The organism is Campylobacter concisus, from assembly GCF_003048775.2.
Classification (GTDB): Bacteria; Campylobacterota; Campylobacteria; order Campylobacterales; family Campylobacteraceae; genus Campylobacter_A; species Campylobacter_A concisus_I.
In genome coordinates this window covers 1,604,325-1,616,255 of the sequence record NZ_CP049272.1, presented here as the reverse complement: position 1 = coordinate 1,616,255, position 11,931 = coordinate 1,604,325, and the positions used below count along the sequence as shown (strand labels likewise).

Annotated in this window: 12 protein-coding genes; 7 read left to right on the top strand and 5 right to left on the bottom strand. The window is 43.9% G+C overall.

The window, feature by feature from the left end; all coding sequences use genetic code 11:
* Positions 1 to 23 precede the first annotated feature (23 nt).
* Genes CVT17_RS08070 through CVT17_RS08050 form a run of 5 tightly spaced genes read left to right on the top strand, consistent with a single transcriptional unit; the run spans position 24 to position 3,060 of the window.
* Positions 24 to 692, top strand: a complete 669-nt coding sequence (locus CVT17_RS08070; protein WP_107858964.1) for a CsgG/HfaB family protein — start codon at positions 24 to 26, stop codon at positions 690 to 692.
* On the top strand, positions 677 to 1,081 hold the full coding sequence (locus CVT17_RS08065) for a DUF4810 domain-containing protein (protein WP_107858965.1): 405 nt from the start codon (positions 677 to 679) through the stop codon (positions 1,079 to 1,081). Before CVT17_RS08070 ends, CVT17_RS08065 begins: the two co-directional genes overlap by 16 nt.
* Positions 1,071 to 1,748: a DUF799 domain-containing protein gene (locus CVT17_RS08060; RefSeq protein WP_103629292.1), complete on the top strand. Its 678-nt coding sequence runs from the start codon at positions 1,071 to 1,073 to the stop codon at positions 1,746 to 1,748. The genes CVT17_RS08065 and CVT17_RS08060 overlap by 11 nt, the downstream gene beginning before the upstream one ends.
* Positions 1,749 to 1,753: 5 nt before the next feature.
* Positions 1,754 to 2,641 (top strand): DMT family transporter, encoded by an 888-nt coding sequence (locus CVT17_RS08055; protein ID WP_107858966.1) that lies wholly within the window; start codon positions 1,754 to 1,756, stop codon positions 2,639 to 2,641.
* Positions 2,638 to 3,060: a threonylcarbamoyl-AMP synthase gene (locus CVT17_RS08050; RefSeq protein WP_021091590.1), complete on the top strand. Its 423-nt coding sequence runs from the start codon at positions 2,638 to 2,640 to the stop codon at positions 3,058 to 3,060. The genes CVT17_RS08055 and CVT17_RS08050 overlap by 4 nt, the downstream gene beginning before the upstream one ends.
* Before the next feature lie 9 nt (positions 3,061 to 3,069).
* Here the strand turns inward: CVT17_RS08050 and CVT17_RS08045 are convergent, their stop codons facing one another.
* On the bottom strand, positions 3,070 to 3,381 hold the full coding sequence (locus CVT17_RS08045; protein ID WP_107858967.1) for a hypothetical protein: 312 nt from the start codon (positions 3,379 to 3,381) through the stop codon (positions 3,070 to 3,072).
* A gap of 65 nt (positions 3,382 to 3,446) precedes the next feature.
* Between CVT17_RS08045 and CVT17_RS08040 the strand changes: the two genes are divergently transcribed.
* Entirely contained in the window at positions 3,447 to 3,995 is a 549-nt protein-coding gene (locus CVT17_RS08040; RefSeq protein WP_054197179.1) for an NAD(P)H-dependent oxidoreductase, read from the top strand.
* Positions 3,996 to 4,389: 394 nt separating this feature from the next.
* On the opposite strand, the gene CVT17_RS08035 is transcribed toward CVT17_RS08040, so the two are convergent.
* The 4 genes from CVT17_RS08035 to nifJ all read right to left on the bottom strand — a co-directional run bounded on the left by CVT17_RS08035 (position 4,390) and on the right by nifJ (position 10,583).
* Positions 4,390 to 5,535 carry a toxin-antitoxin system YwqK family antitoxin gene (locus CVT17_RS08035; RefSeq protein ID WP_107858968.1) on the bottom strand — a complete coding sequence of 382 codons (1,146 nt, stop codon included), beginning with the start codon at positions 5,533 to 5,535 and terminating at the stop codon, positions 4,390 to 4,392.
* 106 nt (positions 5,536 to 5,641) lie between these two features.
* A complete protein-coding gene (locus tag CVT17_RS08030) occupies positions 5,642 to 6,148 on the bottom strand; it encodes a DNA-deoxyinosine glycosylase (protein ID WP_107858969.1) in 507 nt (168 codons plus the stop codon).
* Between the two features lie 51 nt (positions 6,149 to 6,199).
* On the bottom strand, positions 6,200 to 6,805 hold the full coding sequence (locus CVT17_RS08025) for a LemA family protein (protein ID WP_103579474.1): 606 nt from the start codon (positions 6,803 to 6,805) through the stop codon (positions 6,200 to 6,202).
* A gap of 175 nt (positions 6,806 to 6,980) precedes the next feature.
* Complete coding sequence (gene nifJ, locus CVT17_RS08020; protein WP_107858970.1) at positions 6,981 to 10,583, bottom strand: pyruvate:ferredoxin (flavodoxin) oxidoreductase; 3,603 nt, start codon at positions 10,581 to 10,583, stop codon at positions 6,981 to 6,983.
* Positions 10,584 to 10,752: 169 nt separating this feature from the next.
* Here nifJ and CVT17_RS08015 point away from each other — a divergent pair, with 169 nt between their 5' ends.
* Positions 10,753 to 11,916 carry a sugar transporter gene (locus CVT17_RS08015; protein ID WP_107858971.1) on the top strand — a complete coding sequence of 388 codons (1,164 nt, stop codon included), beginning with the start codon at positions 10,753 to 10,755 and terminating at the stop codon, positions 11,914 to 11,916.
* Positions 11,917 to 11,931 lie beyond the last annotated feature (15 nt).

The window sequence follows — 11,931 nt, the reverse complement described above, 5'->3', positions numbered from 1 at the left end:
CGATTTTGTCGCAAAGGATAAAAATGAAAAATATATTTAAATTTGGTGCAGTTTTGCTTACGGCAGCTCTTTTTGCTGGATGTGCGAGTGAGAGCTCAAGGGTTGTTGAGACTCCAAAAGTAGCAAGCTACGGCACAGTTTACAATGGTCAAAAAATTTCAGTTTCGATAGGCCGATTTAATAATCAATCAGCTTACCAAAATGGTGTATTTGCTGATGGCGAGGATAGGCTTGGCAACCAAGCTCAAAGCATTTTGATCACAAATTTACAGCAAAGTGGTAGATTTTTGGTGCTTGATAGATCAAATATGAAAGTGACCAAACAAGAGAGCGAGCTAAGTAAAACTGCTCAAAATCTAAAAGGTGCAAGATACGTGATAACTGGTGATGTGACCGAGTTTGGACGAAAAACTACGGGCGATCATCAGCTATTTGGCATACTTGGCAAAGGTAAGCAACAAACTGCCTATTCAAAGGTAAATTTAAATATCGTTGATACCAGAACAGCTGAGGTTGTCTATTCGGTTAGCGGTGCTGGCGAATACACCCTTTCAAACAGAGAGATCATCGGCTTTGGTGGCACAGCAGGATACGACTCTACGCTAAATGGCAAGGTTTTAAGCCTAGCTATTATTGAAGCGGTAAATAATCTAGTAAATGGCATAGAAAGTGGAGCATGGCAAGTAAAATAAAGCTTGCTGGCCTCGCGCTTTTTGTGCTATTTTTAGCGGGTTGCGGCCATTCAAACGCTCCAAGATCGCTTTATTATTGGGATGGATCATATAGTAGCTCGCTATATAGCTATCTAAATGAAGAGGGCGATACAAACGAGCAAATTTCACGCTTAGAAAATTTGGTGCAGATATCAACACAAAAGGGCTACAAGATCGCTCCTGGCGTATACGCACACCTTGGACTTTTGTATCTAAATAACGGAAATTTAGGCGCTGCAAATGCAAATTTTGACAAAGAAGTAGAGAATTTCCCAGAGTCAAGGGAGTATATAAATTTCATCAAAGGCTCTAAAAATTTAACTCCAAAAAAAGTAGAGCAAAAAGAGGGGGCAAATAATGAAAAATAGCCTGAAATTTATAGCCGCCATATTTTTGGTAGTATTTTTTACGGGTTGCTCTATAAAAGAGCCTGAGCCATACGACTACTCAGAATTTTTACAAAAAAGACCTCACTCTATCTTAGTGCTTATGCCAACAAACGATAGCACAGAAATTTCAGGTCCAGCTGCTGTTTTGGCAAATGCAGTCGCACCATTAAGTGAAGCAGGGTACTACGTATTTCCAGTAGCTCTTGTAAATGATACCTTTAAGCTAAATGGCATAACCGAGCCAAGCGAGATCGCAGCCGTGCCACTAAATAAGCTTGATAAAATTTTCCATGCAGATAGTGTGCTTTACATAAATATAAAAGATTATGGTACGAGCTATGCAGTCATCTCAAGCTCAACAAAGGTTGTCCTTGAAGCAAAGCTTATCGATATAAAAAGCGGCGCTACTCTTTGGCAAGGCAGTGCTATGGCAGCAGAAGATAGCAGCAGCGGTCAAAGTAGCCTACTTGGCATGTTAGTCTCAGCTGTCATCTCGCAGGTGGCAAATACCATCTCAGATAGATCATACGATCTAGCAGTGATGGCAGATGCTTATTTATTTTCAAGAGATTGCCATAACTGCATACTTTATGGACCATATTCGCCGTATTATGGCAAAGATGCACAGCTTCATAAAGATAGATAAATTTAATGAATACTCATCGTCTTGGGATACTCCTTACTTTGGTTGGCGGTATCCTTTGGGGATTTAGCGGGGTTTGTGGGCAGTATCTATTTTCACTTGGTATAAGTTCTGATTTTTTGGTGCCATATAGACTGATGCTAGCTGGCATTGTTGTTGTGATTTTTTATGCTTTTAAAGAACCAAGTACCGTTTTTGCTCCGATTAAAGATATAAAACTACTTGGCGAGTTTTTAGTTTATGCCTTGCTTGGGCTTATGATGACGCAGTATGCTTATTTTTACTCCATTGAGCTTTCAAATACCGCAGTTGCGACTGTTATTCAATACACTGCTCCTGCTTTAATTTTAATGGTCATTTGCATAAAAGAAAAAAGCGCCCCAAGAATACTTGAAATTTTGGCTCTATTTTTAGCCATGCTTGGCGTATTTTTCCTGAGCACACATGCGCAAATTTCATCTCTTGTCATTTCGCCAAAAGCGCTATTTTGGTGCTTGGTGAGCGCTATTTGCGTCTGCGTTTATAACCTAGCTCCAGCAAGGCTAAATGCGAAGTATTCAGTCACTCTCACGCTTGGTTGGGGAATGGTTATGGGTGGAGTAGTGCTTGCTTGCTATATGAGAGTTTGGGATTTTGCTGGGCTTAATGGGATAAATCAATGGCTGGCATTTATTGCTGTTATTACGCTTGGCACCATTTTTGCATTTAGCTTTTATATGATAGGTGTTAAGCTCATAGGCGCAGCAAAAGCTAGTTTATTAGCCTGCATAGAACCACTAAGTGCAGCATTTTTTGGCTATTTTTGGCTTGGGACAAAATTTGTATTTTGGGATTTTTTAGGATTTGCTCTAATAATCTCTTGTATATTTTTACTATCAAAAAGAGAAAAATTATGATATTTCTAGCACAAACCGATACGACAGCCGGCTTTTTGAGTAAAGATTATAAAGAGATAAATAAGGCCAAAATGCGTGATGAAAATAAACCTTGCCTTATCACGACAGCGAAATTTAGCGTTTTAAATGAGCTTGTTAGAGTGCCAAAAAAGTATAAAAATTTTATACGCCGTTCAAGAAAAGCTACATTTTTGTATCCAAATTTAAAGGCTATTAGAGTCGTAAAAGAGTGCGAGCACGAAAAATTTTTAGCTAAATTTGACTGGCTTTATTCAAGCAGTGCGAACAAAAATGGGCAAAATTTTAATGAAGCTTGGGCTATGAGCGTGGCTGATGAAATAGTAGATGATCATTTTTTCGAAGATGCTCCATCAAAAATTTATAAAATTTCTCGAAAAAAAATAAAACGTTTAAGATAACTAGTGAATTTATACGGTCACTACCTTTTTAAACTCATCTAAATTTTTTAGCGCTTCATCTATGCCAATCAGCCAAAATTCGCACTTTGTCGTATCTTTTTTAAAGTGTTTTTTCATTAGCTCTTCCACGCTTTTTGTGCCACACTCTATTAAAAATTGTTTATAAATTTTGCAAAATTTTGCTTCATCTTTTTTAAACTCACTTAGAAAGAATTGTGATAGCAGATAACTGACGCTATAAGGATAGTTGTAGATATAGTTGTCTGTTTTATAAAAATGTAATTTTTTGCTTTCTTGCTTGTAAAAGTCTCGCTCTGGCAAGCATTTTTAATCTACTTTTAGCTTTTTAGCGATATGATTCCGCAAATTTTAACAAAGGAAACAACATGAAAACTCTTGTGATTTTATCGCACCCAAATCTCGCCGCATCGCGCGTAAACAAAGCCTTATCTCAGGTAGCAAAGGCCGCAGCGGACGCTAAGGTGCGGCATTTGGAGGGGCTTTACGGCTTAGATATCGCGCGCATAGACGCCCGCGCAGAGCAAGACGCGTTAGCGGCTGCCGAGCGCATCGTATTTTTGTACCCGATGCACTGGCTAAACGTGCCGCCTATGCTAAAAGCCTATATCGACATCGTCTTTTCGCACGAGCTGGTGGGTTCCGGCGCGCTTAAAGGCAAGGTCTTGCAGCTTGCGCTAAGCGTCAGTACTCCGCTTAGCGAATACTCTAAACAGGGCGCGATCGGCTTTAGCTTGGATGAAATTTTAACGCCGCTTAAGATCGCGGCAAACTACTGCGGGATGGAGTTTGCCGTGCCGTTTATTAGTAGCGGATTTGAGCCGGGCGAGTTTGGCGACGATGCCGTAGATGCCGCAGCTGCGCGCTTTGGCAAGCTTTTACGAGGAGAGCTAAGCCCAGGCGAATATCAAATTTAGCCTCGTCTTTTGCGACCGCGAGTTAAAATTTCGCGACAACAACGTGGCTAAAAGCATTGCAATACGTCTGACTGGTACGTGTTATACGATGTTTGCGTGATATTAAAAAATACGTTTTTTAGTAAAATTTGCGCTTTTTACTCACTCGCCGTATTCGTAGGATCGTTTTGCGTTTGATAGTATGCATTCGAGCCGTTTTTGTACGCTATTGTTGTCGCAGCGATTTCGTCGCAGCTTTGCTAAAAATTTATCTGCGCGCAAAAAAAATAAAAGTATCTTGCATTTAAAATGATAGTGGTTAAATAAAGCTAATTAAAATATTCAAAATATAAAAGATGCAAATATTTGGTTTGATAAAAATTCAAATGATGCCAGTAACAACTTATTTTAGTATTTACTCCCTCGGAAGTCTGTTTTTACCCTGTTTATCGCTGATTAGCTTACCCGCTTCGTCGTATTTTTTGGCGCGGATGAGCCTGCCGCGCTCAAACTCCCCCTCGGCCTCTAGTTTGCCGTTTGCGTAGTAGTGGCGCGCCTCGCCGACCTCCAGCCCGTCCTCAAACATCACTCTGGCTTTTAGCTTGCCGTTTTCGTGATACTCCTCGTACAGCCCGTGATAGCGCCCGTTTTTAAACATTACTTTTGCCGCCGGCGCCCCGCTCTCGTAGTAGTCCAGCCCCGCGCCCGTTTGGCGGCCGTCTTTGTACTCGTATTCGCCTCGTAGCTTGCCGCCCACGTAGTATTCGCGCGCGACGCCGTCCTTTTCGCCGTCTTTGTAATTTTCTACCACGCGCGTTTTGCCGTTTTCGTAAAATCGCTTCCAAACGCCGTTTTTGCGGTCATTTTTGTATTCGCCAGTCTCCTCCACGGTGCCGCTTTCGTAGTACCACGTCTCCGCGCCCTCTCGCTTGCCCTCTTTGTAGGTTCGCACGCCTCGAATTTTACCGCTTTTGTAGTAGTCGAAGTCCTCGCCGTTTCGAAGCCCGCCCGCGTATGGACTGCGTGCGCTAACCTCGCCGCTAATGTAATAGTCCGTGAAAATGCCCTCTCGCCTGTCCGCCTTGAAAAAGCCCTCCTGCTTTAACGCGCCGCCCTCGTCAAAGTAGTAGCGGCGATAACGCCCGTCGCGGACACCATTTTTGTATTCGCTCTCGCCCATCAGAGCGCCGCTATCTGCATGGTAGTGCTTAGCCGTGCCCTCGCGGACGCCGTTTTTTAGGGGATATTCGTTTGAGGGCTTGTCTCTGCCGTCAAAATAGTCTCGATATCGCACCGCCGTGCCGCCCTGCACGTCTATCTCGCGTATAAGCGTGGGCGGCAGAGGTTTTAGCCTCGGATAGACCATGCCCATCGCATTTACGTCATATAGGTCCTCGACGCTGTAGCGCAGCATCTTTAACGTGCCGTCGTAGAGCTTGCCTTTTACGTAGTAAAGGCCATTTTTTAGGCTCGCTTCGGGCTTCATTATGATTTTTGGCTCCAGCGCTTGCGCACCGATGGCTAGAAGCGGAAGTAAAAATAGAAATTTTAAGATTTTCATGGTTTTCCTGCTTTGTTTAATTTGGGTTATTTTAAAATTTGAAACTAAATTTAAGGTGAAGGTGCGATTATTTTGGATGAGTTAAATTTGAAGGCTCGCATCAAATTTAGCCGTCTTTTAACGCTTCGGCGACGATCGTCCACTCTTGCACGAGCCTTTCAAAACTAAAATTTGCATTTGCGGGACTGGTCGAGGGTAGCTTGACGGGTTCTTTACCCGTTGCGTTTAAAATTTGATTTTTTAGGTATTTTTCGCAGATTTCGTGCGCCTTACCGCCGTTTGCGTAAACTTGCGCTATGCGCGCTCCGCTAAAAATCGGCTCCAAATTTGCAGGCTCAACGGCGGTCATTTTAGCATCGCTCGAGCCCTTTATCTCGCACGAGATCGCGGCATCGTAGATAGCGATGCGGTGAGCGAGTAGAAAATTTATCTTTTCATCCATGCTTGTAGGCAGCGGAGCGTTTAAAATCCCGGCCAGCACTCGCCAAAAGCGGTTTTGTGGATTTGCGTAGTAAAAGCCCAGCTTGCGAGAAACTACGGAAGGGAATGAGCCGAGGATTAAAATTTTAGAGTTTTTATCAAAAATCGGTTTAAATGGACTAATTTGGTTCATCTATATCTTTTAAATTTTAGTCATTCAAACCATTTATGATTTTATAAAAAATTACTCTTTTTGGTTTGGATTATTTGAAATTTTATCGTTAATCATCTTTTTTGCATTCATTGCAATATCGGTGATTTTCTTATTAGAGTCACTTAAAATTTCTTGTATTCTAGCCGAATCATCTTTTTTAAATATTTTTAAATTTTCACTAAAGTCCTCATCATTAATGTCAAAATAAGCGACTGATTCAAAAGATAGTTTTGAGGCTATTAGGACTTGCGGGAACGCATTTTTATAAGAATTATAGCTTTTTACCTCAGCATTGTAGCTTTCACGTTTATTTAGGAGTTCGCTCTCGATTTTTTCTAACTGCGACATTAGCATTTGATATGTTTCGTTAGCCTTTAGTTCCGGAAAGGCTTGAGCCAAAGCAGCTACTTTTGCGACTCCATTTCCAGAAACGCCAAGTTGAATCATTTGTTCGCTACTTGCATAATCTTTGGCTATATCTATTATTTGATTTGATAGATCTAAACGTTTTTTGAGCGTAGCTTGGATATTTGCGAAGCTCTCTCTGATGTTTTGCATCATTAATTGTAGTTTATTGTATATTTTAATAATATAAGCCGCTAGGGCAATAACAACAACAATTATAGTAATAAGCATCTTTGCTCCTTTTTACTTGTTTTAAGATATACGATTTTGACTTTTTACGACTTAATTTCACTTTAAGGATTTAGAAACTTGCTTATTTTTTTTGTGGGTTATTTTATTTTTTAAGTGAAATTATCTAAAAACAAAATTCTCCCACATGATAAATTTAAGCGGGAGAATTTACTCTTTACTCGGCTACGCTGCCGGCAGAGGCATCCTCGGCGCTTTCAGGCGCGCTAGACTCGATCTCGTCGCTAAAGTCAGCCAAGCTTAGGCGTTTTAGCTGACGGTAGCGTCTTTGTGCGTCGGCCTTGTTTTTAGCCAGCAGCTCGTCCGCGTGCTGCGGATTGGTTTTCTTAAGCGAGTTGTAGCGAACCTCGTTTAGCAAAAACTCCTCGTAAAGCGACCAATCAGGATCTTTTGAGGTCATTTTGAGCGGATTTTTGCCCTCTTTGATTAGGCGCGGATCGTAGACGTAGGTCGGCCAGTAGCCGCATTTGGTCGCTAGCTCGCCTTGACCGCCCGAGAGCGCCATGCCGCCTTTTATACCGTGCGCGATACACGGCGAATACGCTATCACGAGGCTAGGTCCGTCGTAGGCTTCGGCTGCGGCGATGGCTTTTATCGTGTTTGCCTGGCTGGCGTTTGAGTTGATTTGAGCTACGAAGATATTTCCGTAGGTCATCGCGATGTAGCCTAGATCTTTTTTTTGCATCGGCTTGCCGCTAGCGGTAAACTGCGCTATGGAGCCTGCGCGGCTTGATTTTGAGCTTTGGCCGCCGGTGTTTGAGTAGACCTCGGTGTCAAGCACGAGCACGTTTACGTTCTCGCCGCTAGCTAGCACGTGATCAAGCCCGCCAAAGCCGATGTCGTAGGCCCAGCCGTCGCCGCCGATGATCCACTGGGATTTTTTGACGAGATATCTTTTTAACTCTAAAATTTCTTTTACGCCCTCTACGCTTAAATTTTGCTCCAAAATCGGTGTTAAAATTTTAGCGATTTGCGTCGTTTTCTCGCCGTCGTTTTTGTGTGCGATCCAGTCGGAGTATAGCGCGGCTAGGGCATTTGGCGCGGCGTCTTTGGTGCGTAGCATGACGTCTTCGATACGGTGGCGCAGCGTCTCTACCGCGACGTTCATACCCATGCCAAACTCCGCGTTATCCTCAAATAGCGAATTCGCCCACGCTACGCCCTTGCCCTCTTTGTTCGTCGTATAAGGCGTCGAAGGCGCGCTACCGCCGTAGATCGAGCTACAACCGGTGGCGTTTGCCACGATCATACGGTCGCCGAAAAGTCTCGTAACAAGCCCGATATAAGGCGTCTCGCCGCATCCGGGACACGCACCGTGAAACTCAAATAGCGGCTGCGCAAATCCCACGCCCTTGACGCTATCTTTGCTCATCAGATCGTCTTTGTAGGTTACTTTTTTAAATAAATAATCGGCGTTTTCCTGCTCGTGTCGCTCCATCTCCTCGGCTAGCGGTACCATGACGAGCGATTTTTCCTTGCTCGGGCAAATTTGAGCGCACAGCTCGCAGCCCGTGCAGTCAAGCGGGCTAACTTGGATTTTGTATTTTAGCCCTTTTACCTCTTTGCCTTTGGCGTCTAGGACGTGATCTTGCACGGTTTGCGGCGCGGCGGCGAGCTCGTTTTCGTCGATTAGAAACGGGCGGATCACCGCGTGCGGGCAGACGAAGGCGCACTGATTACACTGGATGCAGTTGCCCTCGATCCACTTCGGTACCATTACGCCGATACCGCGTTTTTCGTATTGCGTCGTGCCTGATTTAAAGTGTCCGTCCTCATAGCCCACAAATGCCGAAACGGGCAAGCTATCGCCCCTGGCGGCGTTGATAGGCTTGACGATTTTTTCTATAAATTCGTCGCCGACGTATTTCTCCTCGTTAGCGGCGTCATCCGTCAAATTTGCCCAGCTAGGATCTACTTCGACCTTGACCAGCCCATCCGCGCCCATATCGATAGCCTTGTAGTTCATCTCCACGATCGCTTCACCCTTTTTGGCATAGGCTTTGTGTGCGTACTCTTTCATGTATTTTTGCGCGTCGGCAAATGGGATGATGTCTGCAAGTTTAAAAAACGCCGACTGCATGATGGTATTCGTGCGGTTTTTTAGCCCGATCTCGCGAGCTAGCTTAGTGGCGTTGATGATGTAGAAATTTACTCTTTTCTCAGCTAAAATTTTCTTTACTTTATTAGGTAGTTTAGCGACCGTCTGCTCGGCGTCCCAGATCGAGTTTAGCAGGAACGTTCCGCCCTCGCGGATACCGTCTATGACGTCGTAAATTTCAAGATACGCCGCGACCGAGCAGGCTACAAAGTGGGGATTTGAGACGAGATAGGTCGAGCGGATCGGGTTTTTACCGAAGCGTAGATGCGAGCGCGTGTAGCCGCCCGATTTTTTACTGTCGTATGCAAAATACGCCTGCGCGTAAAGATCGGTTTTATCGCCGATGATTTTGATTGAGTTTTTATTCGCTCCAACGGTACCGTCCGCGCCAAGGCCGTAAAATAGGCACTCTTTCACGCTTGCGTCGCTTAGCGAAATTTTCTCGCCGACTTTTAGCGAGGTGAAGGTCACGTCGTCCTCGATACCGACGGTAAAGCCGTTTTTTGGCTCGCTTAAATTTAAATTCTCAAAAACCGCCAGCATTTGTGCAGGATCGACGTCCTTTGAGCTTAGGCCGTAGCGTCCGCCCACGATCACGGGCTGATTTTTGTGTCCGTAAAACGCAGCCTTGACGTCCAGATATAGCGGCTCGCCGAGGCTTCCGGGCTCTTTCGTGCGGTCTAGCACGGCGATCTTTTCTACCGTCTCAGGCATTACGTCAAAGAGGTATTTTAGGCTAAACGGGCGGTATAGATGCACTTTTAGCACGCCTACTTTTTCGCCTTTTGCGCGCAGGTGATCGACGACTTCTTCTAGAGTTTGCGTTACCGAACCCATCGCAACCACGACGCGCGTAGCGTGCGGATCGCCGTAATAATTAAACGGACGATAGTCTCGTCCCGTGATTTTTGAAATTTCTTTTAGATACTCGGCTACGATATCAGGCACCGCGTCGTAGTAGCGGTTAGCTAGCTCGCGCGTCTGGAAGTAGATATCGTCGTTTTGAGCTGTACCGCGAGTCTTCGGGCTTTCAGGGCTTAGCGCCTCGTCTCTAAATTTTTGCAGCGCCTCGCGGTCAAGAAGCCTATCAAAGTGCGCATAGTCAAGCACCTCGACCTTTTGTATCTCGTGGCTCGTGCGAAATCCATCGAAAAAGTGTAAAAACGGCACGCGACCCTTGATCGCCGCTAGATGCGCGACGCCCGCGATATCCATGACTTCCTGCACAGAGCCGCTTGCTAGCATCGCAAAGCCCGTTTGGCGACAGGCATAAATGTCCTGATGATCGCCAAAGATAGAAAGCGCCTGAGCCGCGATAGAGCGCGCGCTCACGTGGATGACGCCCGGCAGTAGCTGGCCTGCGATTTTGTACATATTCGGGATTTTTAGCAAAAGGCCTTGCGAAGCCGTGTATGTCGTAGTTAGGGCGCCTACTTGCAGCGAGCCGTGCACAGTGCCCGCCGCCCCGCCCTCGCTTTGCATTTCGACTACTTTAACCGGCATGCCGAATAAATTTTTCTTGCCCTGAGCCGCCCACATATCGGTGTAGTCAGCCATCGGCGAGCTAGGGGTGATCGGGTATATGCCCGCAACCTCGGTAAATGCGTAAGCCGCGTGCGCCGCAGCCTCGTTTCCGTCCATAGTTTTCATTATTTTAGCCATTTTTCCGCCTTAAATTTTCTTACGATTTTTAAAAATCTTTTATTATAGAGCTAGTTTCCAAAATCTACTATTAATCTATGTCATTAATAAATTCTGAGAATTTTGCCTTTTAAATTACTAACTTTAAGCAAAATTCCATTACCTTAATGAAAAAATTTAAGGATAAAATTTGATAAGTGTTCATAGGGTAGCCTATTTAAGGGTTATAGCTCTTGCTTTTTGTGCTTTTATATTTAACACTACTGAGTTTGTCCCAGTGCCACTTTTAAGTGATATTGCAAAAGACTTTGATATGAGCACCGCCGATACTGGTCTTATCATCACGATTTATGCGTGGAGCGTCACTATACTCTCTTTACCGCTTATGCTTTTAACTGCAAATTTAGAACGAAAATCTCTTCTTTTAAAAGTTTTTATCGTATTTGTTGTAGCTCATATGCTTTGCACCTTTGCTTGGAATTTTAAAATTTTAATTATTGCTCGGTTGATGATAGCTATTGCCCATGCCATTTTTTGGGCTATCACTGCTTCACTTGCTGTTAGGCTAGCTCCGATAAATAAAAGCTCGCAAGCTCTTGGATTGCTAGCTCTTGGTACATCACTAGCGATGATACTTGGTCTGCCACTTGGAAGAATTTTAGGTGACGCACTTGGCTGGCGTGTGACCTTTGGACTGATCGGAATTTTTGCTGTTGGTGTTGGAGTTTGGCTATATAAAATTTTGCCACTTCTGCCAAGTAAAAACTCAGGCTCACTTAAAAGCTTGCCAGAGCTTGCAAGAAATGGCCTTTTAATGGTCATATTTTTACTAACGGCAATTATCATAAGCGCGCATTTTAGCACTTATAGCTACATTGAGCCATTTGCAAAAGATATCAGTGGCTTTGATGGAAAATTTATCACAATATTCTTGCTTATATTTGGCGTTGCTGGTGTAGTCGCAAGCCTGCTTTTCTCTAAATTTTATAAGCTTATTCCAAATGCATTTTCTGCAATTTCTATTATGCTTATTTTATGTTGCTTGCTTTTGTTAAATTTTATTGCTAAAAATGAAGTTTTAATGCTAGTTTTGGCCTTTGTTTGGGGGCTTGGCATAGCTGGTGTAAATATGAGCTTTCAAATAAAAGTGCTAAATTTAGCCTCAAATGCAACTGATGCCGCAATGGCGATATTTTCGGCTATTTATAACATAGGCATCGGAGCAGGGGCGCTAATAGGGCATCAAACGATAGTTCATTTAGGCGAGCAAAATATCGGGAATGTTGGTAGTTTTTTTGCCGCAAGCGGACTTATCATATTTTTGTTTGCGGTATCTAAGGTTAAGAGAATTTAGATGTTTAAATATTCT